The sequence below is a fragment of the Marinobacter sp. C2H3 genome, from assembly GCF_037080155.1.
Taxonomy (GTDB): domain Bacteria; phylum Pseudomonadota; class Gammaproteobacteria; order Pseudomonadales; family Oleiphilaceae; genus Marinobacter.
In genome coordinates this window covers 115,052-133,937 of the sequence record NZ_JBBBNZ010000007.1, presented here as the reverse complement: position 1 = coordinate 133,937, position 18,886 = coordinate 115,052, and the positions used below count along the sequence as shown (strand labels likewise).

16 protein-coding genes and 1 tRNA gene are annotated in these 18,886 nt (G+C 63.5%); 6 read left to right on the top strand and 11 right to left on the bottom strand.

Translation table 11 applies throughout. The annotated features are described in order from the left end of the window. Nucleotides 1-26: 26 nt before the first annotated feature. From V3388_RS16150 to V3388_RS16120, 7 genes are all read right to left on the bottom strand, one after another. Complete coding sequence (locus tag V3388_RS16150; protein ID WP_336368597.1) at nucleotides 27-1,010, bottom strand: tRNA dihydrouridine synthase; 984 nt, start codon at nucleotides 1,008-1,010, stop codon at nucleotides 27-29. A 122-nt stretch (nucleotides 1,011-1,132) separates the two neighbouring features. After that, on the bottom strand, nucleotides 1,133-3,307 hold the full coding sequence (gene katG, locus V3388_RS16145) for a catalase/peroxidase HPI (RefSeq protein ID WP_336368596.1): 2,175 nt from the start codon (nucleotides 3,305-3,307) through the stop codon (nucleotides 1,133-1,135). A gap of 478 nt (nucleotides 3,308-3,785) precedes the next feature. Next, nucleotides 3,786-4,004: a DUF2835 domain-containing protein gene (locus V3388_RS16140; RefSeq protein WP_336368595.1), complete on the bottom strand. Its 219-nt coding sequence runs from the start codon at nucleotides 4,002-4,004 to the stop codon at nucleotides 3,786-3,788. A gap of 93 nt (nucleotides 4,005-4,097) precedes the next feature. Beyond that, a complete protein-coding gene (gene htpG / locus V3388_RS16135; protein ID WP_336368594.1) occupies nucleotides 4,098-5,990 on the bottom strand; it encodes a molecular chaperone HtpG in 1,893 nt (630 codons plus the stop codon). Between the two features lie 386 nt (nucleotides 5,991-6,376). Continuing rightward, complete coding sequence (locus V3388_RS16130) at nucleotides 6,377-6,811, bottom strand: PaaI family thioesterase (protein ID WP_336368593.1); 435 nt, start codon at nucleotides 6,809-6,811, stop codon at nucleotides 6,377-6,379. After that, a complete protein-coding gene (locus V3388_RS16125) occupies nucleotides 6,808-7,278 on the bottom strand; it encodes a PaaI family thioesterase (RefSeq protein ID WP_336368592.1) in 471 nt (156 codons plus the stop codon). The genes V3388_RS16130 and V3388_RS16125 overlap by 4 nt, the downstream gene beginning before the upstream one ends. 15 nt (nucleotides 7,279-7,293) lie before the next feature. Beyond that, nucleotides 7,294-8,052 (bottom strand): DUF599 domain-containing protein, encoded by a 759-nt coding sequence (locus V3388_RS16120; protein ID WP_336368591.1) that lies wholly within the window; start codon nucleotides 8,050-8,052, stop codon nucleotides 7,294-7,296. A 140-nt stretch (nucleotides 8,053-8,192) separates the two neighbouring features. On the opposite strand from V3388_RS16120, the gene V3388_RS16115 reads away from it, so the two are divergent. From V3388_RS16115 to V3388_RS16100, 4 genes are all read left to right on the top strand, one after another. Continuing rightward, entirely contained in the window at nucleotides 8,193-9,473 is a 1,281-nt protein-coding gene (locus tag V3388_RS16115; RefSeq protein ID WP_442915658.1) for a M48 family metalloprotease, read from the top strand. 101 nt (nucleotides 9,474-9,574) lie between these two features. Beyond that, nucleotides 9,575-10,120, top strand: a complete 546-nt coding sequence (locus V3388_RS16110) for a hypothetical protein (protein WP_336368590.1) — start codon at nucleotides 9,575-9,577, stop codon at nucleotides 10,118-10,120. Then, nucleotides 10,121-11,308 (top strand): iron-containing alcohol dehydrogenase, encoded by a 1,188-nt coding sequence (locus tag V3388_RS16105; RefSeq protein WP_336368589.1) that lies wholly within the window; start codon nucleotides 10,121-10,123, stop codon nucleotides 11,306-11,308. Nucleotides 11,309-11,562: 254 nt separating this feature from the next. Then, nucleotides 11,563-12,375: a substrate-binding periplasmic protein gene (locus V3388_RS16100; RefSeq protein WP_336368588.1), complete on the top strand. Its 813-nt coding sequence runs from the start codon at nucleotides 11,563-11,565 to the stop codon at nucleotides 12,373-12,375. 11 nt (nucleotides 12,376-12,386) lie between these two features. On the opposite strand, the gene V3388_RS16095 is transcribed toward V3388_RS16100, so the two are convergent. Both V3388_RS16095 and V3388_RS16090 read right to left on the bottom strand, forming a co-directional pair. Then, complete coding sequence (locus V3388_RS16095) at nucleotides 12,387-14,870, bottom strand: ABC transporter permease (RefSeq protein WP_336368587.1); 2,484 nt, start codon at nucleotides 14,868-14,870, stop codon at nucleotides 12,387-12,389. Beyond that, the gene (locus tag V3388_RS16090) at nucleotides 14,870-15,550 is read right to left on the bottom strand and encodes an ABC transporter ATP-binding protein (RefSeq protein WP_336368633.1); all 681 of its coding nucleotides are present in this window, start codon (nucleotides 15,548-15,550) and stop codon (nucleotides 14,870-14,872) included. The genes V3388_RS16095 and V3388_RS16090 overlap by 1 nt, the downstream gene beginning before the upstream one ends. 125 nt (nucleotides 15,551-15,675) lie before the next feature. On the opposite strand from V3388_RS16090, the gene V3388_RS16085 reads away from it, so the two are divergent. Beyond that, entirely contained in the window at nucleotides 15,676-16,332 is a 657-nt protein-coding gene (locus V3388_RS16085; RefSeq protein WP_442915662.1) for an arylesterase, read from the top strand. Between the two features lie 48 nt (nucleotides 16,333-16,380). On the opposite strand, the gene V3388_RS16080 is transcribed toward V3388_RS16085, so the two are convergent. Then, entirely contained in the window at nucleotides 16,381-17,361 is a 981-nt protein-coding gene (locus tag V3388_RS16080) for a YheT family hydrolase (protein ID WP_336368585.1), read from the bottom strand. A gap of 74 nt (nucleotides 17,362-17,435) precedes the next feature. Here V3388_RS16080 and V3388_RS16075 point away from each other — a divergent pair. After that, a tRNA-Asn gene (locus V3388_RS16075) sits at nucleotides 17,436-17,511 on the top strand. 67 nt (nucleotides 17,512-17,578) lie between these two features. On the opposite strand, the gene V3388_RS16070 is transcribed toward V3388_RS16075, so the two are convergent. After that, nucleotides 17,579-18,868 (bottom strand): M18 family aminopeptidase, encoded by a 1,290-nt coding sequence (locus V3388_RS16070; RefSeq protein WP_336368584.1) that lies wholly within the window; start codon nucleotides 18,866-18,868, stop codon nucleotides 17,579-17,581. Between the last annotated feature and the right edge of the window lie 18 nt (nucleotides 18,869-18,886).

Genomic DNA, 18,886 nt, shown 5'->3' with positions numbered 1-18,886 from the left:
GGCTAGCCCCTCGTGGTTTTTCGTGATCAGACAACCACAGGTTCTACGCTCATTTCAGGGGTTTGTACCACAGAATTCAGGCAGTCCATCATCGGCGCCACGTCTTTGAACTTGCGGGCGACAGGCCACAGTTGCTCCGCCTCCACGTAGGCGATGCGCAGGTAGTTCAGCCACTGTTTGATGCGGCCCGTCACGTAACGATCCTCCAGGTGCGCCTGCAGGGCCCGGGCGTATTCCCGCACCAGCCCAACCACCTCAGCCCACGGCATATCCGGGAGGCTCTCACCGCGCTGGGCGGCCTTGATCTGCGCCGCCAGGTTGGGCCGGGCTATCAGGCCCCGGCCGATCATCACGTCGTTACAGCCGGACCGGCCACGGCAGCGCCAGTAGTCGTCCACGGTCCAGATCTCGCCGTTGGCCACCACCGGCACCTTCACCGCGTCCCGTACCCGGGCGATCTCTTCCCAGTAGGCCGGCGGCCGGTAACCGTCCACCTTGCTGCGGGCGTGGATGACAATCTCGGCTGCGCCCGCGTCCGCCAGCGCCTGCGCGCAGGCCACGCCCATGGAACGGTCATCGTAGCCCAGGCGCATCTTGGCGGTGACGGGTATGGCCGCTGGCACGGCTTCCCGCACCGCGGCGGTGATGGCCTGCATCAGCTCCGGCTCCCGCATCAGCACGCAGCCGCCCTTGTGCTTGTTGACCGTCTTCGCCGGGCAACCGAAGTTGATGTCCACCTGGGTAGCGCCCAGTTCGACGGCTCGGGCCCCATGGACACCCATCATCACCGGATCGGAACCGAGTAGTTGCACCGCCACCGGCACGCCGGCCCGGGTCCGGCAGCCGGACTCCAGCTCCGGGGCGTATTTGTGGAACACCCGCGGCGGCAGCAGGCCGTGGGTCACCCGGATGAATTCGGTCACGCAGCGGTCAATGCCGCCCACGGCGGTCAGGGTTTCCCGGATGGGCGCATCCACCAGGCCTTCCATCGGGGCAAGGAAAATTCGCATTCAGGCTCCTGAGGCGATGGCCTCACGACAACGGCACAAACAACAACGCCCCGGAGACCGGGGCGTTGAGGCGCCCGGGGCAGATTGCCCCGGACAGTACAGGCGGGAACAGAACCGGTCAATCAGCGTTTCACGTCAAACCGGTCGGCGTTCATCACCTTGGTCCAGGCGGCCACAAAGTCGTTCACAAACTTCGCCTGGTTGTCGTCCTGGGCATACACCTCGGCGTAGGCGCGCAGGATCGAGTTGGAGCCGAACACCAGGTCAACACGGGTCGCGGTGAACTTGGTCTTGCCGCTCTGGCGATCCACGATGTTGTACGAGTTCTTGCCGGTGGGCTCCCAGCGGTTGGCCATGTCGGTCAGGTTCACGAAGAAGTCGTTGGTCAACTGGCCAACGCGGTCCGTGAACACGCCGTGTTTGCTGCCACCGTGGTTGGTGCCAAGTACGCGCATGCCACCCATCAGGACGGTCATTTCGGCGGCCGTCAGGCCCATCAGCTGGGCGCGGTCCAGCAGCAGCTCCTCCGGCTTGACCACGTAGTCCTTCTTCTGCCAGTTCCGGAAGCCATCCGCCAGCGGCTCCAACGGATCGAAGGATTCCGCGTCGGTCATGTCCGCAGTGGCATCGCCCCGGCCTTTCAGGAAGGGCACGTGCACCGCGTGGCCTGCCGCCTTGGCGGCCATCTCGATGCCCAGGTTGCCACCCAGCACGATCACGTCCGCCACGCTCGCGCCGGTCTCGGCGGAGATCTTCTCATACACCTTCAGCACCTTGGCCAGACGCTGGGGCTCGTTGCCTTCCCAGCTATTCTGGGGCGCCAGGCGAATGCGGGCGCCGTTGGCACCGCCGCGCATGTCAGAGCCGCGGTAGGTCCGGGCGCTGTCCCAGGCGGTGCAGACCAGTTCATTCAGGCTCAGACCGGCTTCGGCGATCTTTTCCTTGACCACTTCCTCGATGTAATTGGTCTCACCCTGGGGGATCGGATCCTGCCAGATCAGGTCTTCCGCCGGCACGTCCGGGCCGATGTAACGGGACTTCGGCCCCATGTCCCGGTGGGTCAGTTTGAACCAGGCCCGGGCGAAGCAGTCCTTGAAGTACTCGGGGTCCTTCATGAACTTCTCGCAGATGGCGCGGTACTTCGGGTCCACCTTCATGGCCATGTCCGCGTCGGTCATCATCGGCATGCGGCGCACGGACGGGTCGGACGCGTCCACCGGCTTGTGCTCTTCCTTGATGTTGATCGGCTGCCACTGGTTGGCACCCGCCGGGCTCTTCGTCAGTTCCCACTCGTAGCCGAACAGCAGCTCGAAATAGCCCATGTCAAACTGGGTGGGGTTGGTGGTCCACGCGCCTTCCAGGCCGGACGTGATGGCGTTGCTGGCCTTGCCCTTCAGGTTGGGGTTGTGCCAGCCGAGGCCCTGCTCGTGAACGTCCGCGCCTTCAGGCTCGGGCCCGAGGGCGTCCGCATTGCCGTTGCCGTGGGTCTTACCCACCGTGTGGCCGCCAGCGGTCAGCGCGGCGGTTTCTTCATCGTTCATCGCCATCCGGGCAAAGGTTTCACGCACCTGCTCGGCGGTCTTTTGCGGATCCGGCTTGCCGTTCACCCCTTCCGGGTTTACGTAGATCAGGCCCATCTGAACCGCGGCCAACGGGTTCTCCATGGTGTCGGGCTTGTCGACGTTCTCATAGCGGTGATCCGACGGCGCCAGCCATTCTTTCTCGGCGCCCCAGTAGATGTCTTTCTCAGGGTGCCAGATGTCCTCGCGGCCATAGGAGAAACCAAAGGTCTTCAGACCAAAGGATTCGTACGCCACATTACCGGCCAGGATGAACAGGTCCGCCCAGCTGATGTTGTTGCCGTACTTTTTCTTCAGCGGCCACAGCAGGCGGCGGGCCTTGTCGAGGTTGCCGTTATCGGGCCAGGAGTTGAGCGGCGCAAACCGCTGGTTACCGGTACCGGCACCGCCCCGGCCGTCCGCCAGGCGGTAGGTGCCCGCCGCGTGCCAGGCGAGGCGAATCATCAGGCCACCGTAATGGCCCCAGTCCGCCGGCCACCACTCCTGGCTGTTGGTCATCAGCTCGTGCATGTCTTTTTCGAGCGCTTCGAAATCCAGCGACCGTACCGCTTCCCGGTAATCGAAGTCCTCCCCCATGGGATTGGTCTTCCGATCGTGCTGGTGCAGGATGTCCAGGTTCAGATTCTCCGGCCACCAGGCGGCTACATCCCCCTGCTCCTGCGTGTTGGAACCGTGCATCACCGGGCACTTGCCACCTGAGCTGCTGTTCTGTGTCATCTTCCTCTCCTTATTGTGTCGGCCGCCCGATGGACGGCGATACTTCATGTCTTTGACTGCGATGTCGTCGACTGCGGACACCGGACAAATGAAACAGTCCGATAACTATAGGTCAGATCCGGCATTCTGCCGTGCGGATTTCCAATGCCCCGCATAGGCAGTGACTATCCCCGTTCGGAGCCTGACTCAGCCACGTCACCACAGGCACCTGAGCTAGTGGGAACAGGCAAAATCGCCGTAATAGTCCGCCAGAATTCCCACACACTCGCGCCACGCCTGAAGGCGCTCGCCACTGAACCAGACTGACATAGCTGCTCCTTGCTGAACGAGTACCCTTAAACCATAGCCTGCCTTCGTCAGCCCGAGACAATTAATTAAAAATAAATTTTTAAAAGCTTTTGGCTATCGGATAGGTGCGGCAGAATCAGGGGCGCCAAGCGGCCCCGACGGCACTGACAACAACGGCGTTGCGGGAGCCTTACAGGCGTTCGATCGCGGAGAATTTGCCCCGGTCATCAAACACAATCCGGAAGCTGCCGTGAATGCCGTCACGGAGGAAAAAGCGGGAGAGAATGCGGGCGGGAAAACGCACGGTACGACCGTCCCGGGCAGTGGTGCGGACGTCGGTGGCGAGGCCCTGATAGAGCTTGACCCACTCATCGGGGCTGATGGAAATATCAACGATGATCTGGTGCATGTGGGGCCCGGTGAGTGGCGATTCTGTTAGAAACGGTTCGTCATGAACCGATCAGGATCGGGCGCCGCCAGCGGCGGCACCCGATCCCTGCACTCAGTTCGCCAGTTCAAGCAGCAGCCGGTTCAGTCGGCTGACGTAGGCACCGGGGTCCTTCAACTGCTCACCGCTGGCCAGGGTGGCCTGGTCAAACAGCACGGCGGACAGTTCGTTGAACCGGGATTCGCCGGTTTCCTTTTCCAGGCGCTGAACCAGCGGGTGGTCCACGTTGATCTCGAAGATCGGCTTGCTGTCCGGCACTTTCTGGCCGGCCGCTTCCATGATCTTCTTCATCTGGGCGCCCATATCGAACTCGCCCACCACCAGGCACGCCGGAGAGTCGGTCAGGCGGTTCGTCACCCGCACCTCCTGAACCCGATCGTCCAGCGCGGTCTTGATGCGCTCGATCAGATCCTTGTGCTCTTTGGCGGCCTCTTCCTTGTGCTTCTTGTCTTCCTCGGTTTCCACCTCACCCAGGTCCAGATCGCCCCGGGCCACGTCCTGGAACTGCTTGCCGTCGTACTCGCTGAGGTAGCCCATCATCCATTCGTCGATGCGATCGGACAGGATCAGTACTTCAAGGCCCTTCTTGCGGAACACTTCCAGATGCGGGCTGCTCTTGGCGGCGGCAAAGCTGTCACCGGTGATGTAGAAAATCTTCTTCTGGCCGTCCTTCATGCGGGCGATGTAATCGTCCAGGGACACGTTCTGAGTGGCCTCACCGGTATGGGTGGACGCAAACCGCAGCAGGCCGGCGATCTTTTCCCGGTTGCTGAAGTCCTCGGCCGGGCCTTCCTTGAGCACGGTACCGAATTCCTTCCAGAAGCCCTGATAGGCCTCGGCGTCTTTCTTGGCCATTTTGGACAGCATGTCCAGAACCCGCTTGGTGACCGCGGTGCGGATGCTCTCCACAGTGCTGTCGTTCTGCAGGATCTCCCGGGACACGTTCAGGGACAGGTCGTTGGAATCAATCACACCTTTGGTAAAGCGCAGGTACAGCGGCAGGAACTGCTCGGCGTCATCCATGATGAACACCCGCTGCACATACAGCTTCAGCCCCCGGGGCGCTTCCCGGTTGTACATATCAAAGGGCGCGCGCTTGGGCACATACAGCAGGCTGGTGTAGTCCAGCTTGCCTTCCACCTTGTTGTGGGACCAGGTCAGCGGGTCGTCGAAATCGTGGGCGATGTGCTTGTAGAACGCCTTGTACTCCTCGTCCTTGATTTCGGTGCGCGGCAGGGTCCAGAGCGCCGTGGCGTCGTTGACGGTCTCCTCCTCGCCGGCCTTGTCCTCGTCTTCGGATTCCGCCTTCATCACCACCGGGAACGAGATGTGGTCGGAATACTTCTTCACCAGGCTGCGCAGACGCCAGCCATCGGCGAACTCTTTTGCCTCGGATTTCAGGTGCAGCACAATCTGCGTGCCCCGCTGGTCACGGCTCACCGGCTCAATGGTAAATTCGCCGTCGCCGGCGGATTCCCAGTGCACGCCTTCTTCGGCAGAGGCACCGGCCTTGCGGGTAAACACCTCGACCCGGTCTGCCACGATGAACGCGGAGTAAAAGCCCACGCCGAACTGGCCGATCAGCTTGCTGTCCTTTTTCTCGTCACCGGACAGCTGCTTGAGGAACTCGGCGGTGCCGGACTTGGCGATGGTGCCGAGGTTGGCAATCACATCGTCGCGGCTCATGCCGATGCCGTTGTCCGTCAGGGTGATGGTGCCGGCGTCCTTATCGAAATCCAGGCGGATTTTCAGGTCGGAATCACCCTCGAACAGGCTGTCGTCTTTCAGCGCCGCGAAGCGCAGCTTGTCTTCGGCGTCCGAGGCGTTGGAGATGAGCTCGCGGAGGAAGATTTCCCGGTTCGAGTACAGCGAGTGAATCATCAGGTGAAGCAGTTGCTTCACTTCCGTCTGGAACCCTAGGGTTTCTTTGTTGGCTTCTACCGTCATGGTGTCTTTTGTCTCCTATTTACAGGGCAACGTAGCCTGAAAGGTCCGGTGGCTGGCCCGGTCCGGCAGGCCTGTCCAAAACACGCTGTGAATACGTCCGTGTACGCTCGGCTCCGCCATCCATGGCTCCGCACGGTTTTGGACAGGCCTGCCGGACCGAGCCGACCGACCAAGGGGTATTTCGACAACAACGCGACAGTCTGGGCGATCGGGCCGGAACGGGTTGCCGAAACCGTGCGGAGCCATGGATGGCGGAGCTCGAGCCGCCCATGGATGGCTTGAGGCGAGTTTCGGCAACCCGTTCCGGCCCGATCGCTTCCCCGAGGTCGCGGGTCATGCGGAGAAAGTGGGGACAGGCGGGCGCATTTCAACCCTCGGGAACGGGCTCAGTCTTCCAGCAGAAAATGCGCCCGGGCCGTGGCGATGGGCTCGGCGCGGGATTTCTGCCAGGCGGTGACCATCACATTGGCCACTCGATTGCCCTGGCGGGTCAGGCGGCACTCGGCGTAGGTCTCACGGTTGAGACCGGCGCGCAGGTAATCCAGGGAAAAGTCCACGATGCGGGGCATCCGGGGCGTGTCCTGATGCATCATCAGGTAAATCGCCGCCGACAGCTCCATGAACCCACCGATCACCCCGCCGTGAATGGCCGGCAGAATCGGATTGCCCAGGTTGGAATCCTTCCGGGGCAGCCGGAAAATCAGATCATCACCGAAGCGCTCGCACACCAGCCCGATCCAGTTGGCATAGGGAATCTGCTCCAGTACGCCGGAAAAATCGCCGGTTTCCCGGGCGTTCGCCATCAACTCGCGATCGGTCATTGCCCCTCCCCCATGATGCGTTCCCGGAACTGCCGTGGCATGGCCTCCTTACCGATGCGCATGAACGTAGCCACGCAGTTGGCCACCGTCTCGCCGCCGGCCTGGAACGCCTCGCAGCGGGTAAAAATGATGTTCTTGGTGATGCGGTAGGTCTGCGCCCTCGCGTACACCGGCTCGCCGGGCTGGGCCGGGCGCATGTAGTCCACCCGCAAGTCCAGGGTCGGGCACAGCTCGAACTCCTCCAGGGCGCAAAGAATCACGCTACCGGAGGCCGTGTCCATCAGAGTGGTGATGGCCCCGCCGTGGATCACCCCGGTGTCCGGGTTACCGATGATCTGCCGGCTGTAGGGCAGGCACAGGGTCAGCTCGCCTTCGCCGGCGTCGGTGACCGTCAATCCCAGGCCCCTGGCCTGGTTCAAGGTTTCAATAAACCGGGTTACCCGGTCGATTCGGGTCTGGTTATCCATCAGACACAGCCTGTGTTAAGCGTTGGTTTTTGAAGCGGATGCGCTTTTGCCGGCGGCCTCGGCGCGGGCCGTCAGGGCTTCATCAAACACCTTGCCGTCCTGCAGGGCCTGCAGGGCGTCGGAGCAGAATTCCCGGCGGTACAGGACCGCCACCACGACGGTGGACGCGACCACGAACGCGATGGGGCTGAAAAACCAGGCCACCACGGCCAAGGCGTAATAGTACGACCGCAACCCCAGGTTGAAGGCATCCCCGGCCAGGTTGCAAATGCTGCCAGCGCTGCGGGCGAACGCTTCCCGGGCCGCCGGGCTGGTCTTGCTGTCCTCCACCAGCGGGGCGCTGCCCACCATTACCGAGACGAAATTGTACATCCGCATCGACCAGGTGAACTTGAAGAACGCGTACACGAACACCACCAGCAGCGTGACCAGCCTCAGCTCCCAGATTTCCCGGCTCGGCACCGTGGAAAACGGCAGCGTGGCAAACACTTCCATCGCCTGGCTGGTGTAGCCCAGGGCGGTGATGATGCCCGCCAGGATCAGCAGGCAGCTGGAGGCGAAAAAGGCCCCGTTACGTTCCAGATTGCCTACCACCGACGCGTCGGCAATGCGGTTCTGCCGACGCAGCATCACCCGCATCCAGTCCTCGCGGTACAGGTCCAGGGTGTTGGAGAGACACGGCCGATCTGCGGCGCGGCGGCGAGAATAGTAGCTGTAGCCCAGCCAGCAGGCCATAAACCAAACCAGTGCCAGCAGTTCCAGCAGATTACTCATGTGCGGTAGGGTCCGGGGTCAGAAATGGAAAAGGAAACGGGACTATACTACGTCAGGACCCGGCGAGCCTCCAGATACCCGTGGCAGGCCCATGCCCGCCGGTCGCCTGGCCCAACGTTTTGTTATTACAGGAGCTGGATGTGCATTTGCAAAGGATCAAATCGTTGTCACTGGCGTTGATTGTCGCCACCGCCGGCCTGGCCGGCTGCACCGTTAACCCGGTGACCGGAGAGAAGCAGTTGTCCCTGGTTTCGCCCCAGGAAGAGATCGCCATGGGCGCCAACCAGTACACACCCACCCAGCAGACCCAGGGCGGCCAGTTCTACGTTGACCCGGAGCTGACCCTGTACGTGCGGAAGGTGGGCGAAAAACTGGCGGCGGTCAGCGACCGCCCTGACCTGCCCTACGAATTCGTGATTCTGAACAACAGCGTGCCTAACGCCTGGGCCCTGCCCGGCGGCAAGATTGCCGTCAACCGGGGCCTGCTGACCGAACTGGACAGCGAGGCCCAACTGGCCGCCGTGCTCGGCCACGAGATCACCCACGCCGCCGCCAGCCACAGCGTTCAACGCATGCAGAAAGCCCAGCTGATCAGCCTCGGGGTGGCGGGCCTGGGCTACGCCATTTCCGACAACCAGTGGTCGGCCCTGCTGATGGGCGGCGCCGCCCTCGGTGCCCAGCTGGCCCTGGCCCAGTATGGCCAGGGCGATGAGCTGGAATCGGACCACTACGGCATGGTGTACATGAAGCGGGCCGGCTACGACGTTCAGGCCGCGGTGAAGTTGCAGGAAACCTTCGTGAAGCTGAGCGAGGGCCAGGAGCAGGGCTTTGTGCAGGGGCTGTTTGCCACCCACCCGCCCTCAACCCGCCGGGTGGAGGAAAACCAGGCGCTGGCCAACAAACTCGGCACCGGCGGCTACCGCGGCGTGGAGGAATATCGCGCCAAGACCACCAAGCTGCGGGAGTACCAGCCTGCCTACAAGGCCCACGATGAAGCCCTCAAGCTGGCCCAGGAGGGCAAGTTTGACCAGGCCCTGGCGAAGGTCAACACCGCGATCAAGCTTCTGCCCCGGGAGGCCATGTTCTATGCCCTTCGCGGACGCATTTACAAGGAACAGGACCAGCTTCAGAAGGCCCAGACGGACTTCGACAGAGCGGTATCCCTGTACCCGGAAATGTTCGAATACCGGCTGTATGACGGCCTGAACGCCCTGGCCCTGAATCAGTTGGACGAGGCCCGGGAAAACCTGCAAGCCGCCAATCAGGTGGTGCCCACTTCCATCGCCTACCTGCGCCTTGGCGATATCGCCGCCCGCCAGTCCCGACGGGACGACGCCATTGCCAACTACTCGCAGGCCGCCAAGGCCGATGGGGACATTGGCAAGGAAGCCCAGCAGAAGCTGGCGAGACTGACCCAGTAGCATTTGCCGCAGCGACGACCAGGGACGGTCACTGGCCGCATTGACTTTTAGAGCAATAACTCTAAAAATCAGATCATCAACAGCCACAACGGATGATGGTCATGCTGCTCAAGCGAATTCAGCCCATGATGTTCCAGGCCCGGCGCCTTTACGTGGACATCATGTTTCAGGTGATGGGCCGCGCGCTCCAGGCGGTCAGTGAAGTCGATGAAACGGTTCGGAAAGAGGCCCGGGGACTGCCCAAGGGCCTCCTGTTCGAAATGACCGTGATGCCGTCCGGGCCCAGCCTGGTGGTGGAACACACCGGCGACGGCCAGTTCCGCTACCACGGCCAGATTGCCCCGCGCCCGGTGAACCTCTCCATCCAGTTCAAACACATGGCCCACGCGTTCCTGGTGCTGTCATTCCAGGAAAAGACCGCCGTGGCCTTCGCCCACGACCGCATGGTGGTGGACGGCGACCTCAGCTACGCCGTGCGCATGACCCGGGTCCTGAACCGCCTCGAGACCTTTATCCTGCCGCGCCTGATCGCCAAACGGGCGGTAAAGGAATACCCCGCCGGCCTTCACCTGCCGGAAAAACTGATCAGCGCCGCCCGCATCTACCGGCGCGTTGCCACCCAATTTCTGCAGACAGCGAGAGCCTGAATGAGCCAGTCCTACTACGAGTTTTTCTGCCCGGTGAAAGTGATCGCCGGCAAAGCCGCGCTTGAACACATGCCGTATGAAATCAACGGCCTGGGTGCCAAGCGCCCGATGATCATTACCGACAAGGGCGTGCGCGCCGCCGGCCTGCTGGACCCGGTGATCGCCGCCTGCGAGGAAGGTGGCCTGGAGATCGTCAGTATCTACGACGACGTGCCGCCGGATTCGTCCACGTCGGTGGTCCGGGACATCGCCGGCATCTACCGCTCCGAGAAATGCGACGCCATCATCGCCGTGGGCGGCGGCTCCGCCATTGATACCGGCAAGGCGGTGAATATCCTGGTGTCCGAGGGCGGCGACGACATTGCCCGCTACAGCGGCGCGGGCGTGCTCAAGCACCCGCTCAAGCCGTTCTTCGTGGTGCCAACCACCGCCGGTACCGGCTCCGAGGTCACGTCTGTGGCGGTGATCACCGATGAGAAAAAGCACGTCAAGCTGGCGTTCACTTCATCTTTCCTGCTGCCCAACGCGGCTATCATCGACCCGCGTATGACCCTGACGCTGCCGCCGCACATTACCGCGGCCACCGCCATGGACGCCATGACCCACGCCACCGAGGCGTTTACCTGCATGGCCAAGAACCCCCTGAGCGACGCCTACGCCACCGGGGCCATCAAGAAAATCAGCACCCACCTGCTCACGGTGATGGACAACCCCAAGGATGCGGATGCCCGGCTGGAACTGGCCCAGGCCTCCACCATGGCGGGTATCGCGTTTTCCAACTCCATGGTGGGCCTGGTGCACTCCCTTGGCCACGCCACTGGCGCCATCTGTCACCTGCCCCATGGCCTGTGCATGAGCCTGTATCTGCCGTACGTGCTGGAATTCAACCTGGAAAGCATCCGCGAGCCCCTGGGCGAGCTGCTGCTGTACCTGGAGGGCCCGGAGGTCTACGCCGCCACTCCGGCCAGCCGTCGGGCGGAAGCCAGTATCGCCGCCCTGCGCAAACTGCGGGATCAGTTGCACAAGCGCTGCCAACTGCCCCGCACCCTGACCGAAACCGGCAAGGTGCAGGAAGCCCAGTTGGATCTGATTGCCGAGCAGGCCCTGGACGACGGCTCCATCATGTTCAATCCCCGCGAAGTTACGGTGGCGGACGCCCGGGCGATTCTTCGCCGGGCCTGGGCATAAACCCGTTGGCGGCGGGGGTGCTCACCCCCGCCGCCAGGGGCGGACGGATCAGCTCATGCCCCGGCAACCTGTTCTGATCAGAAACATTGATGGAGAATCATTGAAATCAATGATCAATTCGGTAACATTCTTAACGCAGGCTGGCAGGGAGGTCGCCGGACCCGAATACCACAGTGCCTTGCTCCGCCGAGTGACGGATGGCTGAGCAACACTGGTAACGCACATGTCCCTCGCACTCTGGTAACGAGAGCCCCATGCCCGACCGCCATCGTCTCCGAATCCTCACTGCGCTGACCCTTCTTGGCGCCCTCGCACTCGTCAGCGGCCGCGCCGCACAAGCCAGACCCGGCGATGACGCCGAGCAGAGCCCGCCGCCCCCGGCCAGCGATAGCGGGCGGGAAATCCGCTTCAACATTTCTCCGAACGGCTATCCGCCATACCTGATCGTCGACCAGGCCGAGCCAAGTGGCATCATGTGGGACGTGATGAAACGGGTGACGGAAAAGCTCGGTTACACGTTAAAGGCGCTGCGAATTCCGCGCAAGCGGGTAGACCGCATGCTGTTAGGCGGGTACCTGGACGCGACATCCCGGGCCCGGGAGTGGGTCGATAATCCGGATGAATTTGTCTTTACAGACCCGATTGTGGCCATAGAGGAAGTCTTCTTCAGCCCGAAGGACTCGGATTTCCGGTTCCAGCAGGTCTCGGATCTGGCCGGCACGACCCTGGTCACCCACCTGGGCTATCACTACCCGGCGTTGCAGGCAGACCTGGACGCTGGCCGGATCAAGCGATTTGACGTCCCCCGGGACCAGGACATGTTCACCTACGTGCTGCACGGCAACGGCTTTGACGCCGCCATCGCCGACCGGCTGGTGGGCCGTTGGATCCTGCGCAACCAGGAGATGCGGGACGATTTCCGGATTTCCGAGCGCGGCATCAGCCACTACGGGTTCCGCATCATGATGCGCAAGGACTGGCAGCCGTTTGTCGACCGCTTCAACCAGGCGCTGGCCCAACTGCGTGACAGCGGCGAACTCGACAACATTCTCGCCAACTATCGATAGGCGGACGGGGCCTACTCCAGGCGACGCAGCAGCAACATGGGCGATACGGTGAGCACCGGCCGCAGTTGCCAGCGACCAAACAGCGCCACCACCGCGGCCGCCAGCAGGGGCAAAGGCACCACCACCGCCCAGTGCCAGCGGAACGCACCGTCGAACAACCGGAACTGAAGGGCGTACACCGCCGCTTCTGCCGACAGGACGCCAATCAGCCCCGCGAGGCCGCCCAACACGGCGAATTCCAGCAATGTACTTCGCACCAACAGGGATTGCCGACCGCCCAGGGTCCGCAGCAATGCCCCTTCCCGCTGCCGGTCCTGGAGCGTGGCGCTGACCACAGCCGCCATCACCACCAGGGCGGCCGCCAGAATCATCACCAGGATGGCTTCGATGGCCAGGGTGACCTGTCCGATGATGTCCTGGATCCGGGCGATGATGTCATCGATCTCCAGCACCGACACCGTCGGAAACGCCCGGGTAAAGTCGTTGAGTGCCGTTTTCCCCTCCGCTGGCAGGTAAAAACTGGTGATCCAGGTGGCCGGCATACCCTCCAGGCCGCCGCCCGGTGGAAACACCACGTAGAAGTTCGGTTTCATGCTGTCCCACTGCACCGTGCGGAAACTGGTGACCGGCTCGGTGAGGGTCTGGGCGCCAATCGTGAACGTCAGCCGGTCACCCAGGGCGAGGCCCAGCCGCTCCGCCAGCCCAGCCTCCACCGAAACGCCGGTGCGCTCATCGGGCCCGAACCAGTGGCCCTGAACGATGCCATTGTCGTTAGGGAGGGATTGCATCCAGGTGAGATTCAGCTCCCGATTCAGGGCGCCGATGTTCTTGTCGCCCACGGCCTGTTTGATGGGTTGGCCGTTCAACTCAGTGAGCCGGCCCCGGACCATTGGGTACAGGTCCGCCAGCGGCCGCCCCCGATCCTGCCAGAACCGGGCCACGTCGGCCCGGGCCTCCGGCGCAATGTTGATCAGGAAGTGATTGGGCGCGTCCGCGGGCAGTTGTCCCTTCCAGTCGTCCAGCAGGGACGTGCGCACCAGGATCAGCGTGGCCGCCAGCATGAGTGTCATGGCGAATACGGCCATCTGTGAGAGGCTGGCCCGGCGGTGCCGGTACAGCCCTACCAGGGCCAGGCGCCAGGCCGTGCCGCCACCGCGAATACGGCGCACGACGGCCATCAGCAGCGCGCCCAGTACGCCCAGAACCACCAGCACCAGAACCACGCCACCCAGAAGCGAGACCACCAGGGCCAGCTCACCCGCGTACAGCCAGACCAACCCGAAAATGGCAACGCCGGCTACGACGATATCCACCCAGACTGCCCGGGACGATTCACCCGATGCGCTGCGCAGGACCCGCATGGCCGGCACCTGGCGCAGCCGGCGAATGGGCGGATACGCAAAAGTAAACAGCGAGACGACGGCGGTGGCCAGGGCGGGCACCAGGGCGGCGGGATCAATGTTGGTGGTCACCGGGCGGTCCAACAGCCGCTCGAGCAGGGACGCCAGGGCCCAAAACAGCGGCAACGCTATGGCCAGGCCCGCCACCGTTCCGGCCAGCCCCCACATGACCAGCCGGCGCAAGTACAGGCGGGTGATGCCCTGGCCGTTCAGGCCCAGGGTTTTCAGAAGCGCCACGGTATCCCGCTGGGCGACCGCGTATTGGCGACTGGCCACGGCCACCGCGACGGCGGCCAGCAGCACCGCAAGACTGCCACCCAGCAGCAGGAACCGCTCCGCCCGCTGCAATGAGCGGGACAACGCCTCGCCGTCACGGATACTGCGCCACTCCTGGCTGGGCGAGAGCTGGGGCTTGAGCCAGGCCTCGTAGGCGGCAAGCGAGGCATCATCGCCGGCAAACAGGTATTTGTACGCCACCCGGCTGCCTTCCTGAATCACACCGGTACTGGCCACATCGTCCCGGTGCATCAACACCTTCGGGGCCAGGGCCGCCATGCTGAAGCCGCCGTCCGGCTCCCGTACCAACAGCGCGGTGATGGTGAGCTTGCGGTTGCCCACTTCCAGGGCGTCGCCCACATTCAGCTCAAGCAACCGCAACAACCGTGGATTCACCCAGACCCCGCCGGGCTCAGGCCCTCGCGACACGGTTTCCCTTGGGCCATCGGGCTGGCGCTGGATCTCGAGGGTGCCTTTCAGCGGATAGCTGTCACCGGCGGCTTTTACCGACACCAGCTGATAGCGGTCGCCGCCGACCACCATGGTGGAAAACTCGATCAACTGCCCGGTTCGCAGCCCATCCGCCCGGGCTTTTTCCAGCCATTGATCCGGCACTGGCCCGCCGTTTTCAGCATCCAGCAGGCGGTCCGCCGCCAGGAAGGTTGAGGCGGAGCTTACCAGGGTACGCTGTAACTGGCTGGCAAACAGGGCAATGGTCGCCACGGTGGCCACCGCAATCGCCAACGCCACCAGAACCACCCGGACATCCCGCTCGCGCCAGTCCCGCCTTACCGAGCCCAGCTTGCCTGCAGCGGCCATCAGGCGGTCTCCGCCCGGGCCGGCTCAGTCACCTGCCCAGCCTCAATATGGAGTTGCCGGGTACATCGGGCCGCCAGGTGCTCATCGTGGGTGACCATCACCAGGGTGGTGCCCTGCTCCCGGTTCAGGGCCATCAGCAGGTCCGAAATTGCCTGCCCGGTACGGTTGTCCAGGTTGCCGGTGGGCTCATCGGCAAACAGGATTGCCGGCTCGCAGGCGAATGCCCGGGCAATGGCCACTCGCTGCTGCTCGCCTCCGGAAAGCTGTCGGGGGGTATGACTCATTCGGTCACCCAGGCCAACCCGCTCCAGCAGCTCCCGGGCGCGACGATCCGGTGCCGGATTGCCAGCCAGCTCCAGCGGCAGCATCACGTTTTCAAGCGCCGTCAGCGCCGGCAGCAGCTGGAATGACTGGAACACAAAGCCCACTCGGTTGGCCCGCAGCTCTGCTCGCTGGTCTTCGCTCAGCTCGCTGATGACCGCGCCGTCCAGCTCAACCCGGCCTTCAGACGGCACATCCAGGCCCGCCAGCAGCCCCAGCAACGTGGTTTTGCCGGAACCGGACCGGCCGACGATGGCGACGGATTCCGCCCGATTGATTTCCAGGTTGACCCCTTGCAAGATCGTCAGCGTATCGGTTTCCAGGCGCACCCGATGGCTGAGCCCGGTTACCCGGAGCATGGGAGCGGCCGTTCGGGGCGTTCCTCCGGCGGTGGTTTCGGTGGTCCGTTCGACGAGGGGTTCGTTCGGTGAGGTCACGCGGGCTCCTGCAGTCCGTCCGTTTTCAATGAGGTCACATCGTTGTGTTGTTCAAGCATACGCTTACCGGTTTTGTCAGATCAGTCATTCTGTTGGCCGCGCTTTTCGTGGCCCTGCCGGCGGCGGCCGCCGACCGAACGCTGTTGATCCTTGGGGACAGCCTGAGCGCCGGCTACGGTGTGCCCACAGAGACCGCCTGGGTACAGCTCCTGCGCCAACGACTGGTGGACCGCGGGCTGGAACACTGGGACGTGGTGAACGCCAGCATCAGCGGGGAGACCACCGACGGTGGCGCCCGACGGCTGCCGGACCTGCTGGAGAAACACCGGCCGGACATCGTGATGGTCGAGCTGGGGGGCAACGATGGCCTGCGGGGCTTTCCGCCCGACGTTATCCGCGCCAACCTGACCACCATGATCACCGAATCCCAGAAGGCCGGCGCGCGGGTCGTGCTGGTGGGCATGCAGATTCCGCCAAACTACGGCCAGCGCTACACCGAGGCGTTCGCGGGGCTGTATCCGAGTTTGTCAGACCGGTACGGCACCGCCCTGGTTCCCTTCTTTCTGGCGGATATTTACAACCACGACGAACTGATGCAAAACGATGGCATTCACCCGACCGAAGCCGGCCAGCCTCGGCTGCTGGAGAACGTCTGGCCGGTGCTGGCGCCGCTGCTGGAGGCATCGGAAACCGCGCGGCGCTGAGGCGCTGAGCAGTGGTTCTCCCCTGACAACCGCCGTGGGCCGACGGCCTCAAGCGAGGTGGGTGACAAACCCCAGGGCCCGGCGCTCGGACCAGTAGTAGCCGTCCCGAGCCCGCTCGACAAACCCGACGTGCCCACCCCATCGGGGCATTTCCAGGGTGACCCAGGGGCCCAGGGCCTGGCGGGACTGCGGGTAACAGGCCGGTGACAGGAACGGATCGTCCGCCGCGTTGATCATCAGCGTCGGTACCCGGATGTCCGGCAGTCTTGGCAGGGCGGAGCAGGCGGCCCAGTATTCCCGGGCGTCACGGAAGCCGTGCAGCGGCGCGGTAAAACGGTCGTCAAACTGGTGAAAGGTGCGGATCTGGTCGAAGCCGTCTACGTCTATCCGATCCGGGAAGCGGCGGGCCTTTTCTTCCATCTTTGGACGAAGGTCTTTCAGAAACCGATTCATGTAGATGCGGCGGCTGGGCAACGCCAGCATGTCGGCGCTGCCCGCCAGGTCGCAGGGCACCGAATAGGCCAGCCCGCCGGCGATGCGGCTGTCGATGCGCTCTCCCTGCTGGGCCAGGTACAGCAGGGTGAGATTGCCGCCCATGCTGAAGCCGGACAGCATCGCGGACCGGTAGCCCGCGGCCAGGCCCCGCTCAACCACCAGCCCGAGATCTTCGGTGGCGCCGCTGTGGTAGAACCTGGGCTGCCGATTCATGACCCCTCCGCAGGAGCGGAAGTTCCAGGCCAGCACATCCCAGCCGTCCGCCAGCAGCGCTCTCGCCAAGCCGAGGATGTACGGCCGGCGGCTATGGCCCTCGAGGCCGTGGCTGAGAATGGCCAGGCGGTCGCTGCCCTGGCGATACCAGTCCAGGTGCAGTTCGTCGTCGTCCGGGGTCGGCAGCGTTTCCGTCTCCGGACCCTGGAGGGACACGGAACGGAACAGGCTCGGCCACACGGACTGCAGATGCCCGCTGCGCAGCCACAGGGGTGGCCGGTATCTCGCCGACTGGGACCGGACTGGAACGCTTTTGCTCACGATTTAACCTATCGAATTCAGGGGGTTGACGGCGTAAACCGAACGGCTTACCATGCGCGCCTCTCGACTGATGTTCCCCGATAGCTCAGTTGGTAGAGCAACGGACTGTTAATCCGTTTGTCGCTGGTTCGAGCCCAGCTCGGGGAGCCACCGAATTTCGAAAGGCCGCTGATCACCGTCAGCGGCCTTTTTTGTTGGGCGAAGGCGGGCCCGATACTCAGAACACCGCCCGCCGCTGGAGAAACTCTGTCAGCACCTGGAAAAGGGTGTACCCGTCCCGGGTGCCCGCCAGTTCCCGAATCGAGTGCATGCCGAACTGGGGTACGCCAATGTCCAGCGTGGTGACCCCGAGATTCGCGGCGGTCAGCGGCCCGATGGTGCTGCCACAGCCCATGTCACTGCGCACCACAAAGGTCTGGTGCGGCAACCCCAGTTCATCACTGATGTGCCGGTACAGGGCCGCCGAGCGGCTGTTGGTGGCGTAACGCTGGTTGTGGTTCACCTTGATCACCGGGCCCTGGTTCAGGATCGGCCCGTGGTTTTCGTCGTGCTTGTCGGCAAAGTTTGGATGCACGCCGTGGGCGTTGTCGGCGGAGACCATCATCGAATGGGCGATGGCCCGCGCCCTACCGGCGCCGCACCAGCGGTCCAGCACCGCACTCAGGAATGGCCCCTGGGCGCCCTCGGCGGACATGCTGCCCACTTCCTCGTGGTCGTTGCACACCAACAGCGCGCCCTCCTCACCGGAGGTGTGAATCAGGGACTGTACGCCGATGTAGCAGCTCAGCAGGTTGTCCAGGCGGGCGGACGCCAGGAACTCCTGGTTCAGGCCCACCAGCGCGGCACCCTGGGCGTCGTAGAAACCCAGCTCATAGCCCAGGATCTTGCTGGCCCGGACGCCGTCTTCCGATGCAATCTGCTCAATCAGGATCTGATCAAACCGGGTGCTGTCGTTGCCCGGCACCTGCATCAGCACGGGCGGCAGATCGGTCTGGGCGTTCACCGACCGGTTGCTGTTGGCCTCCCGGTCCAGATGAATCGCCAGGCTCGGAATAAACGCCACCGGGCGCTTGAAGTTCACCAGCGTGTCGCGCACGGCGCCGTTATCATCCAGGAGGGTTACCCGGCCGGCCAGGGACAGGTCCCGATCAAACCAGGGGTTGAGCAAGACACCGCCGTACACTTCCACACCCACCTGGAAATAGCCTTTGCGGCGCAGTTCCGGATTGGGTTTGACCTTCAGGCAGGGGCTGTCGGTGTGGGCACCCACCATGCGGATGCCCGCGTCGGCGGGATCCCTTTGGCCGGTGCGAAAGGCCACGATAGAGGACCCGTTACGAATAACGTAGTAGCCCTGCCCGCGCGCCAGCAACCAGTCTTCCTTTTCGTCCAGCGCCTGAAAACCGGCCGCGTCCAGGCGAGCCGCCAGGTTGGCGACGGCGTGCCAGGGGGTCGGTGAGGCGTCCAGAAAAGCCATCAGATCCTGCGTAAACTCAACGTGTTCCATGATGTCCCTGATTGATTG

Excerpts from the sequence above, each read along its gene's own strand:
- V3388_RS16150 (WP_336368597.1), bottom strand. The coding sequence starts at position 1,010 with ATGCGAATTTTCCTTGCCCCGATGGAAGGCCTGGTGGATGCGCCCATC.
- katG (WP_336368596.1), bottom strand. The coding sequence starts at position 3,307 with ATGACACAGAACAGCAGCTCAGGTGGCAAGTGCCCGGTGATGCACGGT.
- V3388_RS16140 (WP_336368595.1), bottom strand. The coding sequence starts at position 4,004 with ATGCACCAGATCATCGTTGATATTTCCATCAGCCCCGATGAGTGGGTC.
- htpG (WP_336368594.1), bottom strand. The coding sequence starts at position 5,990 with ATGACGGTAGAAGCCAACAAAGAAACCCTAGGGTTCCAGACGGAAGTG.
- V3388_RS16130 (WP_336368593.1), bottom strand. The coding sequence starts at position 6,811 with ATGACCGATCGCGAGTTGATGGCGAACGCCCGGGAAACCGGCGATTTT.
- V3388_RS16125 (WP_336368592.1), bottom strand. The coding sequence starts at position 7,278 with ATGGATAACCAGACCCGAATCGACCGGGTAACCCGGTTTATTGAAACC.
- V3388_RS16120 (WP_336368591.1), bottom strand. The coding sequence starts at position 8,052 with ATGAGTAATCTGCTGGAACTGCTGGCACTGGTTTGGTTTATGGCCTGC.
- V3388_RS16110 (WP_336368590.1), top strand. The coding sequence starts at position 9,575 with ATGCTGCTCAAGCGAATTCAGCCCATGATGTTCCAGGCCCGGCGCCTT.
- V3388_RS16105 (WP_336368589.1), top strand. The coding sequence starts at position 10,121 with ATGAGCCAGTCCTACTACGAGTTTTTCTGCCCGGTGAAAGTGATCGCC.
- V3388_RS16100 (WP_336368588.1), top strand. The coding sequence starts at position 11,563 with ATGCCCGACCGCCATCGTCTCCGAATCCTCACTGCGCTGACCCTTCTT.
- V3388_RS16095 (WP_336368587.1), bottom strand. The coding sequence starts at position 14,870 with ATGGCCGCTGCAGGCAAGCTGGGCTCGGTAAGGCGGGACTGGCGCGAG.
- V3388_RS16090 (WP_336368633.1), bottom strand. The coding sequence starts at position 15,550 with ATGCTCCGGGTAACCGGGCTCAGCCATCGGGTGCGCCTGGAAACCGAT.
- V3388_RS16070 (WP_336368584.1), bottom strand. The coding sequence starts at position 18,868 with ATGGAACACGTTGAGTTTACGCAGGATCTGATGGCTTTTCTGGACGCC.